The organism is Ornithinibacillus halophilus (assembly GCF_900129485.1).
GTDB lineage: Bacteria > Bacillota > Bacilli > Bacillales > Amphibacillaceae > Ornithinibacillus > Ornithinibacillus halophilus.
Genome location: NZ_FQVW01000040.1, coordinates 1 through 17260 on the forward strand (window position 1 = coordinate 1; position 17260 = coordinate 17260).

The 17260-nt window shown below is 35.6% G+C and carries 19 protein-coding genes; 6 read left to right on the forward strand and 13 right to left on the reverse strand.

The genetic code is table 11. The annotated features are described in order from the left end of the window. A partial coding sequence (locus BUB12_RS13410; RefSeq protein WP_072891438.1) for a cupredoxin domain-containing protein occupies window positions 1–359 on the forward strand: 359 nt, incomplete at its 5' end. Between the two features lie 53 nt (window positions 360–412). Here the strand turns inward: BUB12_RS13410 and BUB12_RS13415 are convergent. Continuing rightward, window positions 413–922, reverse strand: a complete 510-nt coding sequence (locus BUB12_RS13415; protein ID WP_072891439.1) for a hypothetical protein — start codon at window positions 920–922, stop codon at window positions 413–415. A gap of 190 nt (window positions 923–1112) precedes the next feature. Here BUB12_RS13415 and BUB12_RS13420 point away from each other — a divergent pair, with 190 nt between their 5' ends. Together BUB12_RS13420 and BUB12_RS13425 are read left to right on the forward strand one after the other, a co-directional pair. After that, entirely contained in the window at window positions 1113–1646 is a 534-nt protein-coding gene (locus BUB12_RS13420; RefSeq protein ID WP_072891440.1) for a CotY/CotZ family spore coat protein, read from the forward strand. 76 nt (window positions 1647–1722) lie between these two features. Further along, a complete protein-coding gene (locus tag BUB12_RS13425; protein ID WP_407668454.1) occupies window positions 1723–2058 on the forward strand; it encodes a thioredoxin family protein in 336 nt (111 codons plus the stop codon). Between the two features lie 21 nt (window positions 2059–2079). Here BUB12_RS13425 and BUB12_RS13430 read toward each other — a convergent pair whose 3' ends face one another. The 6 genes from BUB12_RS13430 to BUB12_RS13455 are packed head-to-tail and all read right to left on the reverse strand — an operon-like array spanning window position 2080 to window position 7251. Continuing rightward, on the reverse strand, window positions 2080–3423 hold the full coding sequence (locus BUB12_RS13430; protein WP_327196151.1) for an ABC transporter permease: 1344 nt from the start codon (window positions 3421–3423) through the stop codon (window positions 2080–2082). Further along, window positions 3407–4108 carry an ABC transporter ATP-binding protein gene (locus BUB12_RS13435; RefSeq protein WP_072891442.1) on the reverse strand — a complete coding sequence of 234 codons (702 nt, stop codon included), beginning with the start codon at window positions 4106–4108 and terminating at the stop codon, window positions 3407–3409. The genes BUB12_RS13430 and BUB12_RS13435 overlap by 17 nt, the downstream gene beginning before the upstream one ends. Before the next feature lie 13 nt (window positions 4109–4121). Beyond that, window positions 4122–5327 carry a hypothetical protein gene (locus BUB12_RS13440; protein WP_072891443.1) on the reverse strand — a complete coding sequence of 402 codons (1206 nt, stop codon included), beginning with the start codon at window positions 5325–5327 and terminating at the stop codon, window positions 4122–4124. 12 nt (window positions 5328–5339) lie between these two features. Continuing rightward, window positions 5340–6179, reverse strand: coding sequence for a hypothetical protein (locus BUB12_RS13445; protein WP_072891444.1), 840 nt, complete (start codon window positions 6177–6179; stop codon window positions 5340–5342). Next, window positions 6176–6865, reverse strand: coding sequence for an ABC transporter ATP-binding protein (locus BUB12_RS13450; protein ID WP_072891445.1), 690 nt, complete (start codon window positions 6863–6865; stop codon window positions 6176–6178). The genes BUB12_RS13445 and BUB12_RS13450 overlap by 4 nt, the downstream gene beginning before the upstream one ends. A gap of 11 nt (window positions 6866–6876) precedes the next feature. Beyond that, a complete protein-coding gene (locus BUB12_RS13455) occupies window positions 6877–7251 on the reverse strand; it encodes a GntR family transcriptional regulator (RefSeq protein WP_072891446.1) in 375 nt (124 codons plus the stop codon). A gap of 203 nt (window positions 7252–7454) precedes the next feature. Here BUB12_RS13455 and BUB12_RS13460 point away from each other — a divergent pair, with 203 nt between their 5' ends. Then, entirely contained in the window at window positions 7455–8219 is a 765-nt protein-coding gene (locus BUB12_RS13460; RefSeq protein WP_072891447.1) for an exodeoxyribonuclease III, read from the forward strand. A 158-nt stretch (window positions 8220–8377) separates the two neighbouring features. Here BUB12_RS13460 and BUB12_RS13465 read toward each other — a convergent pair whose 3' ends face one another. The 3 genes from BUB12_RS13465 to BUB12_RS13475 form a co-directional block, all read right to left on the reverse strand. Further along, entirely contained in the window at window positions 8378–9547 is a 1170-nt protein-coding gene (locus BUB12_RS13465) for a glycoside hydrolase family 3 protein (protein ID WP_072891448.1), read from the reverse strand. Between the two features lie 176 nt (window positions 9548–9723). Next, window positions 9724–10671: an MBL fold metallo-hydrolase gene (locus BUB12_RS13470; RefSeq protein WP_072891449.1), complete on the reverse strand. Its 948-nt coding sequence runs from the start codon at window positions 10669–10671 to the stop codon at window positions 9724–9726. An 87-nt stretch (window positions 10672–10758) separates the two neighbouring features. Then, entirely contained in the window at window positions 10759–12048 is a 1290-nt protein-coding gene (locus BUB12_RS13475; protein ID WP_084063355.1) for an alpha/beta hydrolase family protein, read from the reverse strand. 135 nt (window positions 12049–12183) lie between these two features. Here BUB12_RS13475 and BUB12_RS13480 point away from each other — a divergent pair, with 135 nt between their 5' ends. After that, entirely contained in the window at window positions 12184–12795 is a 612-nt protein-coding gene (locus tag BUB12_RS13480) for a spore coat protein (protein WP_072891450.1), read from the forward strand. Window positions 12796–12888: 93 nt separating this feature from the next. Here the strand turns inward: BUB12_RS13480 and BUB12_RS17900 are convergent, their stop codons facing one another. Both BUB12_RS17900 and BUB12_RS13485 read right to left on the reverse strand, forming a co-directional pair. Continuing rightward, complete coding sequence (locus BUB12_RS17900; protein ID WP_200801076.1) at window positions 12889–13065, reverse strand: hypothetical protein; 177 nt, start codon at window positions 13063–13065, stop codon at window positions 12889–12891. Between the two features lie 23 nt (window positions 13066–13088). Continuing rightward, window positions 13089–15041, reverse strand: a complete 1953-nt coding sequence (locus BUB12_RS13485; RefSeq protein ID WP_072891451.1) for an aconitate hydratase — start codon at window positions 15039–15041, stop codon at window positions 13089–13091. Window positions 15042–15192: 151 nt separating this feature from the next. Between BUB12_RS13485 and BUB12_RS13490 the strand changes: the two genes are divergently transcribed. Further along, window positions 15193–15987 (forward strand): TIGR00266 family protein, encoded by a 795-nt coding sequence (locus BUB12_RS13490; protein ID WP_072891452.1) that lies wholly within the window; start codon window positions 15193–15195, stop codon window positions 15985–15987. 92 nt (window positions 15988–16079) lie between these two features. Here the strand turns inward: BUB12_RS13490 and BUB12_RS13495 are convergent, their stop codons facing one another. After that, on the reverse strand, window positions 16080–16958 hold the full coding sequence (locus tag BUB12_RS13495; RefSeq protein ID WP_072891453.1) for a YitT family protein: 879 nt from the start codon (window positions 16956–16958) through the stop codon (window positions 16080–16082). Between the last annotated feature and the right edge of the window lie 302 nt (window positions 16959–17260).

Consider the following 17260-nt stretch of genomic DNA (forward strand, 5'->3'; position numbering starts at 1 on the left):
GTGGTGGTGGGGATGATAATAATACATCGAACGCCGAAAATAACACTAATGATCAGGCATCAGAAGAAACGAATAACAGCGATAGAGAAGCTGATCCAAATAATGAAGTAAATATTGTTGCAACAAACTTTGATTTTAACCAAGATGAATTTGTAGTTCAATCAGGGGAAGAAGTGAAAGTAACGCTTACGAATGAAGAAGGACATCATGGTATTTCAATACAAGGTCTAAACATAAACATTGATGGTGAAGGGGAAACTACTTTCACACCAGAAGAACCAGGCGAGTATACAATTATATGTAATATATTCTGTGGTGATGGTCACGCAGAGATGACAGCAACTTTAGTTGTATTATAAAATGTAAAAAGAGGCAGTTTACTAATTATCTAGTAAACTGCTTTTTTTATTAACTATCGGCTTAATTGTAAGCCAGTAAAGGTAAGTGGTCCAATCAGGAACATATCAGGATCCTCTGCTTTTAGTACCAATACATATTCAACATTTTTTTGTTTTTTTGTAATCACATCCACATGTGAAAATGGTGCTACAGCTTCGTCATCAGCTTTATCAATATCGAAGTCAGAGCTATAGATCTCTTGTCCTTCGATAATAGGGGAGCCACCCTTGAAGATTCTAATTTCTACATCCGCTTCTTTACTTCCACTATCATTTTCCAAACCTACCACACCATTTAACCACACCACATCACCTTTTTTTAACTCTGGGAATGTGATAGTAGCTACTTCTTCTAAAACATCTTCACCCAATGGATGTTTATAATTGTCAACGTTCGGATTTAATACAGAATAGCGAAAATCGACTACCTCATTCAAGTTACCTGTATGAGTCTCATTATTACAGTTTTTATGATGCATTTGTGCCATCACCCCTTTCTCATAATCTTTATAATAACGATTCATCATTTCACCTCCTTATACTTTTAGTACATTCATAAGGTAGTTAATTTGATAGGTATATAAGTTTAATAGGCTTCAAAATGTATGTCTGTTACTTCTAAATTAACCTATTTATTAGTTAGCTAGACTATTAAACAAACACTTCTTTCAACTATACATAAACTAGTATGAACAATATAAAGGAGGGATTAAGTTGGATAGACCTATTCATAAAAGCTGTTATAATGACAATTGTGTATGTGAAACTGTAGAGAAAATAATTGAAGCTCAAGATAAAGTTGCAGCAGCCACGACAGATTGCACCACTAGTTGTCACCAATCTGTTCGCGATTTATTATCTCCTGCTGCTAACGAAAATGATAAAACGACCGTACCATTCATTTTGTATTGTAAAGGGAATTGTAAGCCATTTATTGCTAGTGGAGTTCATAAAAGTCCAATTGAGGGTTATCCTAATGATGAGTATTTCAAATGCATTGAAACTCCAGTGTTTCGCGCTAAAAGGTTTACCAATAGAAGGAACTGTTGCGTTCTAGTTGAATTGTTAAGGCCAGTTAACGCTAATGGTTATCCAATTGCAGATAAAGGAGAAAAACTTTGTGATTTCTTCCAAGACAAAACACCTCATAAAACGATCCATTTTCAAGAGACGGGTATTTGCATAACCTTGGATTTAAAAGAGTTTATGGCAATTTTATGCTTAGATGCTATACGACCATTATCATAGAATAGATGTGAAATTGAGCCATTTTCCTATAGGATGGATGTGGCTCATCCTTCTATCTATCAGCTTGGAGGTGTACATATATATGATTGAAAAATTACAGTCGATTGAACAAGTAGAGAGTTTCATTCACGAAAATGCCCTTTCTTTTCTTTATATTACTAGGCCAAATTGCAGTGTCTGCCATGGTCTATTACCACAAGTAGAAGAATTAATGAAGCAGTTTCCTGAAATCAAACTAAGAAAAATTGATGCTGATGAGGTTGAGGAAATAGCTGGACGATTTGATATATTTACAGTTCCAGTCCTTTTACTATTCTGGGAAGGAAAGGAATACATACGAGAAGTAAGAATCGTTCATTTAGATTTATTAGAAGAAAAAATCACGAAGATATATAAAAATGTGGTTGGGTAAGAGTCCAACCACATTTTACTATTACATTTCTCTTCGCATTGCTTGTAGTACATCAATTTGGGTAGCCTTTTTAGCCGGTCTCATCCCAGATAGAATTGTCACTAGTAAACAGATTCCTACTGAGATAACAACTAGACTCACAGGGATGTATGAGAACAACAGCCCCTCTGGTAACTCTTCTTCAAACACAGATTCTATAATAATTGGTAAACCTAAATTTACAAGATAGCTAATTAAATAGGCTACAACTGTACCAATAATAGCTCCTAATAAACCAATATAACTACTTTCCATCACAAATATTTGTTTAATCGTTTTTGGATTTGCACCAATTGCTTTCATGATTCCTATGTCTGGCGCTCGTTCTGTTACAGCCATCGTCATCGTGTTATAGATTCCTATTGAAGCAATAATAACTGCAATTGTTCCTACTAAGATTAGACCAGCCTTAGCAACCGTAAATAACATATTAATTTGCTTCATTTCATTAACAACAGAATACGTCGCATAGTTTTCTTCATCTAACATATCAACAATTGGCTGTACATTTTCTAGATTAGTTGCATATATTTTTACTTGTTCAAAATTTTGCATGTGCTTATTTTCAACATCATCCGGATTAACCCCTAATTCTCCACCTGGTGTTCCAGTAAATACTTCTACTTCTCGGTAGATTTCTTCAGAGATGTACACATTGGCATCAGAAACCCATTCCTTTGTTGGTTGTTCTAAAATACCAACAACTGTTAACGAGATTGTTTCTGTTGCAACATCATTATCTACTTCTCTTGTTACTACCATCTCTAGTTCTTTTCCGATGATTTCTTCTTGGTATAAGTATTCGTCTTTTATTTTGCCTGTTTCTTCATCAAGAATATCTTCTTCAGTCGCAACCGATAGATAATTTAAGAAATGATATCCAACAATTACTTCATTTTTATTTTCGGGCATTCTTCCGTCGGATAACTCCATTCCCGACTCTGCCTCAGAGGGGAAATCAGCAGATACAGCCATTACTTCGGCTTTGTATTCATCAAGAGCAAAAGTTGGCACTTGCCTAATTTGGTTTCTTCTAGTAATAGCCTTTACACCCTCTGTAGAATCAAACAATTCAATATCATCTAATGTTAATGGCCGATAATTTCCGTTTTCATCTTCATGTCCGTACACATCTATCTGTGTAACGATTTGTTGCTCTAACGCATCCTGAACAATAGATTCCTGAAGGCCATATCCAACAGAAGCTAGAACAATGAGAAACGAACATCCCATTGCAGTTGCTAACACAGTCATAAACGTACGTACTCTGGTCTTTTTTATATTTTGGCGAATGAAACGCACCTTGTCTTTAAAGTTCATTATCATTCACCGCCTCTTCTATTACAATTCCATCATGAATGGTAATCTTACGATGTCCTATGCTGGCAACTTCTTCATCATGAGTAATAATTAAGAAGGTAATCCCCAATTCTTGATTCAACTGTTTAATAAACTGTAATAGCTCTGATTCAGTATCACTATCCAAACTACCTGTTGGTTCATCAGCTAATATTAGTGGTGGCTCAAGCACTAACGCACGTGCTATACTGACACGTTGCTGTTGACCTCCTGATAATTCACTAGGGTAATGTTCGCCAAATTGACTTAATCCTACCTTTTCTAATACCTTCATCGCCTTTTGCTTTCTACTAGATTCACTTTCTCCATTAAGGATTAACGGTAGCTCCACATTTTGATAGGCCGTCATACTAGGAATAAGTTGAAAGCTTTGGAAAATGAATCCCATCTTTTTTAAACGAAAATCGGCAAATTTTGCTTCATTAAAGTCTGTGACTTTTTCTTCATCGACCCATATTGCTCCATTGGTTGGATGGATAAACCCACTAATTAAATTTAATAGAGTTGATTTTCCTGACCCACTTTTTCCTACAACTGTTACTATTTCCCCATTTTTTATGTGAAAACTTATATCTTTTAACACCTGGATGGTTGTTTTATTTCCTTTTTTGCCAAGTTCGAAGTGATGGCTTAGATTCTGTACCTCAATCAATCGTTATCCCCCATTAGTCAACTGTAATATTTGATATATATAATTCGTTATTGTCACCTTCAATTTCTAACTTACCTTCATATAAAACTTCAAATGTGGTTAAATCAGCAATCATTAAAGAGACATCTTTTAGTGTTCCTGTCATCATTTGACCTTGATCTACAGCAATCATGTAGATTTTTCCATCCATTATTTTTAAATAAGGATTGTGTAATTGTTCTGCTGATAAATTTAAATCAAACGTTTGATCAATAGTTATTTCTTGCGTTAGTATATCTATTCCCGTCATTCCTACTTTCCCATTATCATGTGTTGGAAAGTAGATGGTATTACTATCCATTAATAGGGGAATGAAACCAATTTGTTTACTTAATCCTTCCGGTAAATCTAGTTCCTTTATTCCATTTGTTTCGTAGTTATATACATATAGGCTTTTTTCCTGTTCATTAATCATTCCTGATGAGTCATGCGTCATCTCTTCCTTAGATAGTAAAAGCCACTCTAGTGGTTCGCTACCATAGGCAGCATTGTTCAAGCGCATTTCTACCCATGAATTAGGGTTATCATTGGTGTGATTCAATATTGTATGATCTGAGATAAGCTTCTTTTCTTTCAGACTAAATGTATAAACGTATACTTCTGTACCATTACTTTCTCGTAAATCATTTACTGTCGTTACCATTAATTCATCATCATGAATTTGCACATCCTGAACCCAGATATAAGAAAAATTCTCTTTATTAGGTACCTGTTCGGTAATCTTAATATTATCCTCTGTTTCTTTATCAAGGACATCTATTGAAAAATCAAAATTACGAATTTCTGAATAGCCATAATCCGAAACCACATCTGCATATGCTACATAATTATCATCCTCGAAAAAGAATTCGATGCCACCAATCTTACCACGCATGAAATTACGGTATTTCTTTTGAAGTTCTGTAATTTCTGGTTGTGCACTCCCTAAATATCGCTCCACAAAGGATTCGTCACTAGCAAACGTTGTTTCTTCATTCGTAATCTCCACCTGCTCATATAAGCCATCATTCATCAAGTTTGCATGAATGGTAAGATTATTAACTTCCTCATCAATTCCACGCACCTTCTTTATTTCTATATCCGGGAGGCTACTTGATGCAAACGATTTTTGTATATAAAATGTGCCTATCACTAATATAATGACCGTTATAAACGATATAAGTGTTGAATAGCGTTTCATTGTTATTCCTCCTTAAACCCTGATCTTATTTTTCAATAAGTAATGACCTATCCATATAGCTAGAGCTGTTACAATTAAACCGGTTAATAGCATTAACAAAAGTAATTCCATTGGATAAAGAAAATATGGAAAGAACATTTCTTCAATTAGCATCGGTAGAAAGAAAATCACAATGGAACCGAGTGCATAAACTAAGCCAATACCAATCCCTTTCCAACGAAAGCTACGTTCCAATAGCACACATGTAAACGCAACAAATACTGCCATTATTCCAATAGCATAGCTAATAAAAAATTCGATTACTGTAACAGGATACAAGATGGACAATAATCCAAATACATCGGCACCTATTATTTCATTCACTGACATATCCATCCGCAACTCTTCAGGGACCATCCACTGCAAGACTGTTGATTCTAGTGGTAATAGTAATATTTGAACAGAAATTAACCCGAATACTAATAAAAGAATTGTTGTTGCTTTAGCCATATAAATATTGATTCTCTCCGTTGGTAACATCAATAGTCGATATATAAAGGTGTTTTTCCCAAACCAATCACGATACCAAATGAAAAACATATAAATCAGTAGCATCGCTATACAAATACCTATTGGCCCTTGAAAAAATAATGACTGGGATACTTTTTGAAAAGACATTGGTCCATACTGTTGTATAAATTCATCTAATGCCATTCCTCTTTCGTAGATAGCTTCATTTGCTTGATTCATATATTGGGATGAACGATTAATCACACCAATTATTTGTGATATTGCTGTAAAAGCAATTAAACCCAAATATATTTTAAAGAATCGATTTAATTCAAAATTAACTAGCTTTAAATAACGACTCATCCTCGATACACCTCTCTCAACACATCAATTACCGATTTTCCTTCCTCTTCACGCATTTCTTCAGTATTAAATTCTTTTAATATAATTCCATCATCTAGTAATACAGCTTTATCAATTAAATGCTCGATGTCATTGATTTCATGTGTTGTAATAATCACGCCTCGATCTTCTATTAAGTGGCTCGTAAATACTTCTGCAATTTGCTCTCTACTGAAGATATCTATTCCTGAAAACGGCTCATCCATTAATACATAATCAACATCCAAAGCTAACCCTAAAATCAAATTAACCTTTGCTGTATTTCCTTTGGATAAATTAGAAATACGATCTTCCTTTTGCAATTTAAAGAATGACAGCATTTCATTTGCTCGTTCTTGGTTCCAGCAATCATAAAAGTCAGCCATGAACTGAAATGCATCATTGATTCTCATATTTGGCGGCATTGTCATCGCATCTGGAATGAATGTTATTTTTTCATAACTCCCTTTATGAATCTTCTCTCCATCAATTAAGATCGATCCACCGTTGATTGGAGTTAAAGCCATAATCGCATTCATAATTGTTGTTTTCCCAACTCCATTTATTCCAATTAGGCATGTTATTTCTCCTTTTTCAGCAGTAAAGGACACACCTTTTAACACTTCTTTTCGACCAAATTTCTTAATAACATTTTTCAATTCAATCATACTTATCCCCCCTATTTATCCCCATCTACTTGATAGTTTTTCTTTACTAAATCCAAAACTTCCTCCAATGGAACATTTATCGATTTAACAGAAGTAACAAATGAACCAACAGCTTCTAATATCAATTCATCTCTTACCGACTGCAATACTTGTTCATCCCTTGTAATACGACTAGGCAAATTTCGCTCAGTATAAATCAAACCTTGTTCCTCCATTTCCTTATACGCACGTTGCGCAGTGTTCGGATTAATTTTCATTTTATTAGCCAATTCCCTCCGAGAAGGTATTTCCTGTCCAGGTTCAAAATTTCCTGTAGCAATTTGTTCCTTAAAATAGCGAATTACTTGAACATAAACAGGATCACGTTTATTAAATGTCACATTCATAGACACAACTCCTAAAAATTCTCATTGAATTCTTCTGTATTAACCACTTAGTACACATTGCTCAAAAAAATATGTATTAATCGGTTAATACACTTATGTGATGTATTATATGCTTAATACACTTTACTGTCAACACTGTAAAAATAATTATGTTAAAATAGTACCTTAGAATTATTATTGCAATCATTGAAGGAGAATATACTATGAAACTTGTATCTTGGAATGTAAATGGTCTTAGGGCTTGTGTGAGGAAAGGATTTTTAGACTACTTTCACGAAGTTAATGCTGATATATTTTGTGTACAAGAAACAAAATTACAAGAAGGACAAATTGAACTGGATTTAAAAGGCTATCATCAGTATTGGAATTATGCTGAAAGAAAGGGTTATTCTGGAACTGCTGTTTTTACAAAACAAAAACCAATATCTGTTCAGTATGGTTTAGGTGAGGAAAACTCTCAATCTGAGGGTAGAATCATTACGCTAGAGTTTGAAGAATTCTTTCTTGTTAATGTGTATACTCCAAACTCCCAACGAGACCTTGCTAGATTAGATATCAGGTTGGAATGGGAAGATGCCTTACTCAATCATTTGAAGATGTTAGATGAACAGAAACCCCTTATATTATGTGGCGATTTAAATGTTGCTCACAATGAGATAGATTTAAAGAATGACAAAACAAACCACGGGAACTCTGGATTCACCACGGAAGAACGTGGCAAAATGACCCGTTTACTAGAATCAGGCTTTATCGACACTTTACGTTATTTTTATCCTGACACAGATGGATTGTATACTTGGTGGTCTTACATGAAAACGGTTCGCGAACGTAACATTGGATGGAGAATAGACTACTTTATCACTTCAAACAGACTAGAGGATAAGTTAGTCGACTCTCAAGTACACTCAGAAATACTAGGTAGTGACCATTGCCCGATTATGCTGTTACTAAGAAAAGCGCAGAGCTAGGCATCTCTGAGATTTTATACATTCTTATACTTGAAGACACAGAAAGAGCATCTTAATAGCTAGTTTATAGAAAAAGACGAGAATCCAGTTATTATTAAAGGATTCTCGTTCTTATCTATTTTACAAAAATCGTATAGATAGCAATAGTCTCATCACTACTATTCAATAATGCCATATTTCTTTTTCAATTCAATAATTCTTAAAACACTCTCATCGATTCTCTCTTCAGAAATCTCTCCTTGTTCCACAGCTAGCTTTATACTTTCTATTGTATCTACAATGTTAGTATATTCATGTGCAACTAAGATTAAGTCACTTCCAGCTTTTATTGACTCAACTGCTGCTTGGCCAATATTATAATGTTTAGCAATCGCATCCATTGTCATATCATCTGTCACAACCACTCCGTTAAATCCAATGTTTTTTCTTAAAAGGTTTGTAATAATCTCTTTTGACATTGTTGCTGGATAATCGGGATCAACAAATGGTAACAAAATATGTGCTACCATGACGACATCTGCCCCTTCTTGAATTGCATGTCTAAAAGGAATTAATTCCAGTTGTTCCAATTCTTCAAGATTTTTGTTCACAACGGGCAATTCTAGGTGAGAATCAACAGATGTATCCCCATGACCTGGAAAATGTTTAATTACAGACACAATCTTTTCGGATTGTATCCCTCTCATCGTCTGGATCCCCAACTTACTAACAATTTCTGAATTATCTCCATAGGAACGTCTATTTATAACTGGATTTTGTGGATTACTATTTATATCTAACACCGGAGAAAAATTCATATTCAATTCATAGTCTTGTAATTGTTTTGCTGCCTTTTGTCCTACAAAGAATGCATATTCCGGATCATTAATTTCTCCAATCTCGGCATTAATTGGCAGGTGGTAGTTTGGTAATCGAGTGTACTTTCCCCCTTCTTGGTCAACACTCAAAAACTGCGGAATTGGATTATTCTCATTTTCACTGATTATTTCCTCCACTAATTTTTTTGCCTGGTCTTCTGTTGTAAAATTATCAGCGTAAAAAATAAAACCACCTAATTCATAGTCATTAATTAAGGATTTCATTTCTGTTGTAAGTGTTGTCCCAGTAATGCCACCAATTATTAATTGACCTATCTTCTCATTTATTGTCATATCATCTATATAATTACTCTGTTCATTTACTACCTTATTTTCTATATTTCGAATAGATTTGTGTACATCTCGTGTATGTTTTTCCTGTGCAGTATGTTCGAACAACTCTCCACCTAAGATAATTCCAATTACAAAGAAGACTAGGACAAGAGAGAGAATTAAAGTTATCTTTTTCATGATAGACCTACTTTCCACCCAATGTTCTATCTAATAGACGAAATAAGTTCGCACTTTGTTTCGTGTATTTGAGAAATTGGTATACATTAGTAAAAGATTATAATGGGATATCACGGGATTTAAACTATACGAAAAAATTGGAAAAGCCACGGAAATCCGTGGCTTTTTCTTTTTTATTATTGTTTTAACTTTTGAAAGTAATCAATAATTCCGAGAGCACATATTTGCATATCTAAATTGATAATGATATATCCCTCATGATCATCAGGAATTCCAAGGTCTCTAAGATGTTCCCTTACTCGATTCAGCATTCGTACGGCTAGTACATCATAGCCTTTTCCTTCAGCTATAACTTGTTCACCTTCTTCAACGAAAACATCAATCCACTCGAAAACTTGCATTAAAGCAGCAGTTGTTTTTTCAGTCATACCAAAATGGCCAAAGTAAATACGATCTGGACTTTTATCAAGAATTCGGTTAATTGACTCTTTCATAGCCTCTGGATCAAAATGATTTGGTGATGTTGTAGGTAAAAACAATTCCACCCCAGCCCGATGTAATTGTGGATAACGTACCCCTACCGTATCTCCTGTAAACATCCCATTACTAACTGGATCATAGATACTAAAATGATGTTTTGCATGCCCAGGAGTATCCAAAAATTCTAACGTACAATTAGGACCGATTTGTAATGTATCCCCTTCATCTTTGGTCACCAGTCGTTCCTCTGGAATAGGAATAATTGGGTCAAAGAAATCTTGGAAGTTATCTCCATATATCGCTCTTGCCCCAGCTGCTAGTTTTTTTGGGTCTACTAAGTGACGCTTTCCTCTTGGATGTACGATTACTGTTGCGTTTGGGCATTGTTGTAATAGATACCCAGCTCCTCCAGCATGGTCCAAATGAATATGAGTCACAATAATATATTTCAATTGATCTAATGTAAATCCTAGTGATTCTAGCCCTCTTTTTATGTGCTTAATTGAAGGGCTTGGACCTGTTTCTATAATAGTAAGTTCTTCTTCATCAATTACGTATGTACCAGTCCGCTCTGGAATTCCCATATCATATCCGTCTATTAAGTGAATTCTAGTATCCAACTGGATTGGGTCCTGATAAGACATTACTAACTCCTCCCAACTAACTTTTTTCTATCTCTATTATACAGGAAAAAATGCCGACAGCGAATGAACTGCCAGCACCTTTAGGCATTAGTTACTTAAATGTATTTCTAAAAATTCATTAATACCATTCATCAATCCTTCAGATAGGGGTAAATCTGGATTACTGTACGTAGCCATATTGCTTTCCTGATCTTTAGGAGCATCTTTTAGTACGTGATTCATATTCTCCAATACTAAAAGCGTTGCATCAGGTTTTGCCTCATGCAGAAGTTCAGCATCCTTAACAGGTACTTGAATATCATTTTCACCATTTATAATTAATACTGGAGTATCTACTTGTGCTAAAGCATCTGTAGGATTATATTTCATCCAGGAAGTAATAAATGGTTGGACGGATGGACGAAAAATTGATTGCAATTCCATACTTATGTCAGTAACAGTATTGCCATCTTCAAGTTCTCCTAAGATAGATCTTGCTTCATCCATTAGTTCTTCAGACTGTCCCTGTATTTGTTCTAAAAGAACTTCATCGATTGATCTCCCAGCTCCTGACATGGAAACAAATGCATCCACATCCGTTTGCTCAGCAGCCAATAAACCAACTAATGAACCTTGACTATGCCCGATGATTCCAATATTAGTAAACCTATTATCCTGTTTTAATGCTTCTAGCCATTTCACTGCATCATCAATAAAAATCTCAAATCGCATATCTTGCTCTGGAACTACGACTAACTGGTTTTTTCCTGCACCACGCTTATCATATCTTACACTTGCTATTCCATTTTCAGCCAGTTCTTCAGCAATCATTTTCAAACTATTATTTTCTCCCGCAACAGTGTTCCCATTACGGTCAGTTGGCCCCGAACCAGGGATGATAAGCACAACAGGAAAAGGTCCATTGTCCTCAGGGATTTCCAACTCTCCATAAAGAGAACCTTCCTTAGTTTCAATTTCGAAAAACTTGTCTGCCTCTTCTTCACTTACAGTGCTTTCTCCTTTCCGTAAATTGAACGGAAACTGTTGCCCACTCTGACTAAATGTTCCTTCAATCCCTGAATCCTTCCTCTCTCCATTAAAAGTCAGACGTTGCCCTTGTATCTCTGCCATAAATACCAGTTCTCCGTTCTCTTTCTCGTTTACCGTATTTAAGGGATAATTCTGTAGGCCTTGAATTGGGATACTGATATCTCCAGATAATTTACCCTCATTATTAAAATTAACTTGAATCGTTAGTGCTTGATTAGGAATTTCAATATGACCGGTCCAAATACCACTGAGATCTTTAAATTCTGACTCATCATTGTTATTTCCTTTGCCACAAGCTGTCATTAATAAAATCGAACATAGTAAGATAAATGTTATTTTTTTAATCATCATCACTCCCTAATTCCAATACGATTTATACAATAAATAGTTTCACTATTACTATGTAAGTACACTTAAACACAGCATATTTTATAGGTTTAGGATAAAAATAATTACGATTATTAATTCAAAGGAGGATAAGGAATGCAAAATCAAAACCAGCAAGGAATGACCCACTCGAATCAAATGCCAGCTCCTCAAAGTCATGGTGGACATGAATTATTCGACGCCCATGAAGCTATTGGTGGCTTAGTTGGCGGGATGGAACAGTATCTTTTATATGAACAGCATGTCCAAGATCCCGAGCTTAAAACGATGATGCAACAACATAAAACATTTCTAACCCAATTGTACAACACGCTTGTAGAAACATTAAAAACGGGACAAAAACCTACTGTTTCCACACAAACGTATAACATGACACAAAGTAATGATGTTGTCTACGGTATGCAACCGTCTCAACCAAAAACACCAGCACAATCTGTAAATGAACTAAATGATCAATGCATTTCCAGTTTTATGATGGGATGTCTTAAATCTTCAGCTTCTTCCTTTACCATGGCTGCATTAGAATCAACAAATCCGGTTATGCGAAGAGTGTTCCAAGACAGTGTGCCCAACCTAATTGAAATGGCTTATGAGGTATTTTTATATCAAAATAAAAACCAGTATTACCAAGTACCACAATTAAAACAAGAAGACATGCAAAATTATATGAATAGCTTTGCCCCTATTCAAGGTAATATGCCTCATTAGTTTGTAAACTGTCCTTTGCAACTTCTAGAAATCAAAAGTCAGGCACCTACCCAGCTGTTTATCTGGATAGGTGCCTAAATGCGTTCTTCATTTCTAGTCTAATAATCGGTTATTTTGATCTACTGACATAACTCTTGCTTCTCTATTGGCATCACTTTGACTATACACTCCATCTCCATGACAAACACTACATTTATATTGCCATCCTTCATCATCGGCAAGCATCCCAGTTCCTTCGCATGCTTTACAGCGTTGTTCGTGTTCTGCCATTATACAAATCCTCCTTTACATTCTTACGATTTTACTTTGCGGTCCTTTACCCAGTTAATTATTCCACCCTTTAACATAATTTCAATTTGTCTAGGTGAGAGGGTATGCTGAACAGTTATTTCTTTATTTTTCCCTTTTACTTCCATTTTAAATTCATTACCTTTTTGAATTTTATTACGTAAATCATTTGCAACTAAAATGTCTCCTTGAACCAGATCATCATAATCCTCATCATTTACGAAAGTTAGTGGTAAAACACCGAAGTTAACTAAGTTCTGCCAATGTATCCTTGCAAAATCCTTTACTAATGCTACACGCAATCCAAGGTATCTAGGTGCAAGCGCAGCATGCTCTCGACTAGAACCTTGGCCATAATTATAGCCAGCTACAATTGCATGGCCACCTTTATCCACTGAATCTTTCCCTCTTTGGTAATACGTATCGTCTATAATTTCAAAAGTAAATTTACTAATTTCAGGTAGATTACTTCTGAATGGCAATACTCTGGACCCACCAGCTAAGATTTCATCCGTAGATATATTGTCACCCATTTTTAATAAAATCGGAATTTCTACTTCATCTGGCATCTTATCCATTTCAGGTATCGAAGCAATATTTGGACCTTTTTCTAGCTTTACATTTTTTGCTGTCTCATATGGTAGTGGCTCATCTAATAAGTTCTCATCAATGGTAGGGTTTTTAGGTTCCTTTATTTTTGGATATTTCATATTCAATGTACGTGGATCAGTAATTTTTCCTGTTAGAGCAGAGGTTGCTGCAGTTTCCGGACTACATAAGAAGACACTATCTTCCTTCGTACCAGATCTTCCCGGAAAATTCCTTGGTGTTGTACGAAGACTATTTCTACCCGATGCAGGCGCTTGCCCCATCCCAATACAACCATTACACCCTGCTTGGTGCAGCCGACCACCTGCTGACAAGAGACTAGCGATATGACTTTCCTTAACTAAATCTGTTAACATTTGCCTAGAAGTCGGATTAATGTCAAAAGAAACTCCATCTGCAATACGTTTCTCTTTTACAATTTCTGCTGCAATTGCAAAATCACGATATCCAGGGTTAGCTGATGAACCAACATATGATTGGTATATTGGTGTCCCAGCAACTTCAGTAACTGGCACTACATTTCCTGGACTAGATGGTTTGGCGATCAGAGGTTCTAATGTGGAAAGGTCAATTTCTTCATCAATATCATATTTGGCTCTTCTATCCGCAACTAATTTAATCCAGTCCTTTTCTCTTCCTTGCTCTTTTAAGAAGCGTTTAATTTCTTTATCCGATGGAAATACAGTTCCTGTTGCGCCTAATTCTGCTCCCATATTTGCAATTACATGGCGATCCATTGCACTTAATGATTCTAGTCCTGGACCATAGTACTCAATTACTTTCCCAACACCACCTTTTACATCGTGACGTCGCAGAAGTTCAAAAATAACATCTTTCGCACTTACCCAGTCTGGCAATTCTCCAGTTAGTTTAATTCCCCAAACCTGTGGCATTTTTACATAAAATGGTTCACCTGCAATAGCCAGGGCAACATCAATCCCACCTGCTCCCATCGCTAACATTCCCATGCACCCGTTGGCACATGTATGACTATCTGAACCTAATAACGTTTTACCTGGTTTTGCTAATCGCTGCATATGTACTGGATGGCTCACACCATTACCTGGTTTACTATGATATAAACCGAATCTTCTTGTAGCACTATACAAAAATAAATGATCATCAGGGTTCTTGCTGTCCTCCTGGATTAAATTATGATCAACATATTGCGCAGACGCTTCCGTTTTTGCACGATCTAATTCCATCGCTTCTAATTCGAGCATTACGAGAGTTCCTGTTGCATCTTGAGTTAATGTTTGGTCAATTTTCAATCCAATCTCCGTTCCTGGTACCATCTCTCCCGACACTAAATGATCCTTAATAAGTTTTTGGGTAATATTTAATGCCATACTTTTTTCCTCCTAGTAAAAACTATACTTAGGTATACTTTCTTATTTTATGAAATTAAACCTATAATTATTTGTAAATAGAGGGAAAAATTGAATCTTTGCAACTTAGAGCACGTATTACTACTAAAATACTTTGTAAAGGATGTTGAAAATGAATAATCATGAGATTGATTACAAATTATACGGAGACGATATGCAATTTGTAGAAGTTGAATTAGATCCTCAGGAAACAGTCATCGCTGAAGCAGGTAGCTTAATGATGATGGATGACAAAATTAAAATGGAGACCATTTTTGGTGATGGATCCAAACAAGGATCAGGACTAATGGGAAAACTATTAGGAGCTGGAAAGCGAGTACTTACGGGAGAAAGCTTATTTATGACCACTTTTACGAATGAGGGCACTGGGAAAAGACATGTTTCCTTTGCATCCCCATATCCAGGAAAAATCATCCCGATGGATTTAAGTGAAATTAATGGAAAATTGATTTGTCAAAAGGATGCTTTTTTAGCAGCAGCTAAAGGCGTTACTGTAGGTATTGAATTTCAACGTAAAATTGGTACAGGCTTTTTTGGTGGAGAAGGCTTCATCATGCAGAAATTAGAAGGAGATGGAATGGCATTTGTTCATGCTGGTGGTACCATCCATGAAAGAGTTCTAGAACCAGGAGAAACATTAAGAGTTGATACAGGTTGCCTAGTTGCCATGACTGGAGACGTTGATTACAACATTGAATTTGTAGGAGGCGTTAAAACGGCATTATTTGGTGGCGAAGGACTATTCTTTGCTACATTAAGAGGACCAGGTAGAGTATGGATTCAATCTTTACCATTCAGCAGACTTGCTAGTCGCGTATTTGCTGCTGCTCCTGAAAGAGGAGGATCAAAAGGTGAAGGAAGCGTTGCTGGAGGATTGTTTGATTTATTAGGTGGCGACAGAAGGTAATAAGAAAAGCTAGAGAGCGCCGCTTTTGGACGAACGAACCAATTATAAAAGGCATGAAGAGATGTTTCATATCTAATCTTCATGCCTTTTCATTAAAACTTTTGACCATAATATTTGTCCAAGGTAAATCCTCGTCCTAATATCTCCGATGCATTTAGAAAGACAACAAAAGATGTTGGCTCTTCTTCAAGGAGTTCTTTTTTTAAGCGTACGGCCTCTTGTTGTTCGGCAACACAAAGAATCATCGTTTTTCCTCTATTTGTGTATCCCCCAACTGAACGAACCTTCGTTAATCCTCGATCAATTTTCTCCCGAATTAATGTTTCAATTTTTTCTTCTTCCTCTGTGATGATTAAAATTAATTTAGAAGATGCTGTTCTTAACTGTACAATATCAATCGTTTTACTACTAATATATATTGTGATTAAAGCAAATAACGTAAGTTCCAAGTTAAAGACAATAATAGAAGAAATAACAACGATTCCATCTACAATTAATTGGGAATATCCACTTGATAAACCAGTGAATTTTTTAACAATCTGAGCAATTGCAGCAGTTCCACCCGTTGAACCATTGCCTTTATAAACAACACCAAGTCCAATACCTAAAATAATCCCCCCATATATCGCTCCTAAAAGTGGATTAGAAATCGTAAATGATGAAGGAATTTCTGAAGATAACCAAATCACAAACGGAACCCAAAATGTCCCAACTAATGTTTTTCCACTAAAGTCTCTTCCTAATGCCAACCATCCAATAATAAATATAGGTAAATTAATCACGGTTTGTGTTAAAGCTGGGCTTAACTCATATAATTCAAAAAGAATTGTACTAATTCCTGAAATTCCACCTGCAGCTAACTTTGAAGGTAATAGAAAAATATTATAGGAAAGCGCGACTAGTGTTGCTCCTAAAATAATATAGATGTATTCTAATAAGGTTTTATTTATATTTCTTGTAATCTTGTTCATCTGCTGTTTTCCCTTCTAATGAGGTTTAGTTTACTTATGAAGATGCGCTCTAGTTAACATGATAAACTTTTGGACGAGTAGTAATCGATTCAAAAGTCACAGCCTATATTTTAACACAGGAATCAAGTAATTGGTGTGTCATTTATAAACTCAGAAATTAAATAAGAAGTTTGAATCGAAAATGTTTGTCTATACTATTTAAGAAAAGCGCAGAGCGCCCGCTTTGCGACGTACGGAATGCGCCTGGCCATGCCAGGTGGTTCAATGTTGCCACGCAAAGTGGCGATTTTAATTGAACATAC

Coding starts and splice junctions, on each gene's coding strand:
- BUB12_RS13415 (WP_072891439.1), bottom strand. CDS start 922: ATGAATCGTTATTATAAAGATTATGAGAAAGGGGTGATGGCACAAATG.
- BUB12_RS13430 (WP_327196151.1), bottom strand. CDS start 3,423: ATGATAATGAACTTTAAAGACAAGGTGCGTTTCATTCGCCAAAATATA.
- BUB12_RS13440 (WP_072891443.1), bottom strand. CDS start 5,327: ATGAAACGCTATTCAACACTTATATCGTTTATAACGGTCATTATATTA.
- BUB12_RS13445 (WP_072891444.1), bottom strand. CDS start 6,179: ATGAGTCGTTATTTAAAGCTAGTTAATTTTGAATTAAATCGATTCTTT.
- BUB12_RS13450 (WP_072891445.1), bottom strand. CDS start 6,865: ATGATTGAATTGAAAAATGTTATTAAGAAATTTGGTCGAAAAGAAGTG.
- BUB12_RS13455 (WP_072891446.1), bottom strand. CDS start 7,251: ATGAATGTGACATTTAATAAACGTGATCCTGTTTATGTTCAAGTAATT.
- BUB12_RS13460 (WP_072891447.1), top strand. CDS start 7,455: ATGAAACTTGTATCTTGGAATGTAAATGGTCTTAGGGCTTGTGTGAGG.
- BUB12_RS13465 (WP_072891448.1), bottom strand. CDS start 9,547: ATGAAAAAGATAACTTTAATTCTCTCTCTTGTCCTAGTCTTCTTTGTA.
- BUB12_RS13470 (WP_072891449.1), bottom strand. CDS start 10,671: ATGTCTTATCAGGACCCAATCCAGTTGGATACTAGAATTCACTTAATA.
- BUB12_RS13475 (WP_084063355.1), bottom strand. CDS start 12,048: ATGATTAAAAAAATAACATTTATCTTACTATGTTCGATTTTATTAATG.
- BUB12_RS13480 (WP_072891450.1), top strand. CDS start 12,184: ATGCAAAATCAAAACCAGCAAGGAATGACCCACTCGAATCAAATGCCA.
- BUB12_RS17900 (WP_200801076.1), bottom strand. CDS start 13,065: ATGGCAGAACACGAACAACGCTGTAAAGCATGCGAAGGAACTGGGATG.
- BUB12_RS13485 (WP_072891451.1), bottom strand. CDS start 15,041: ATGGCATTAAATATTACCCAAAAACTTATTAAGGATCATTTAGTGTCG.
- BUB12_RS13490 (WP_072891452.1), top strand. CDS start 15,193: ATGAATAATCATGAGATTGATTACAAATTATACGGAGACGATATGCAA.
- BUB12_RS13495 (WP_072891453.1), bottom strand. CDS start 16,958: ATGAACAAGATTACAAGAAATATAAATAAAACCTTATTAGAATACATC.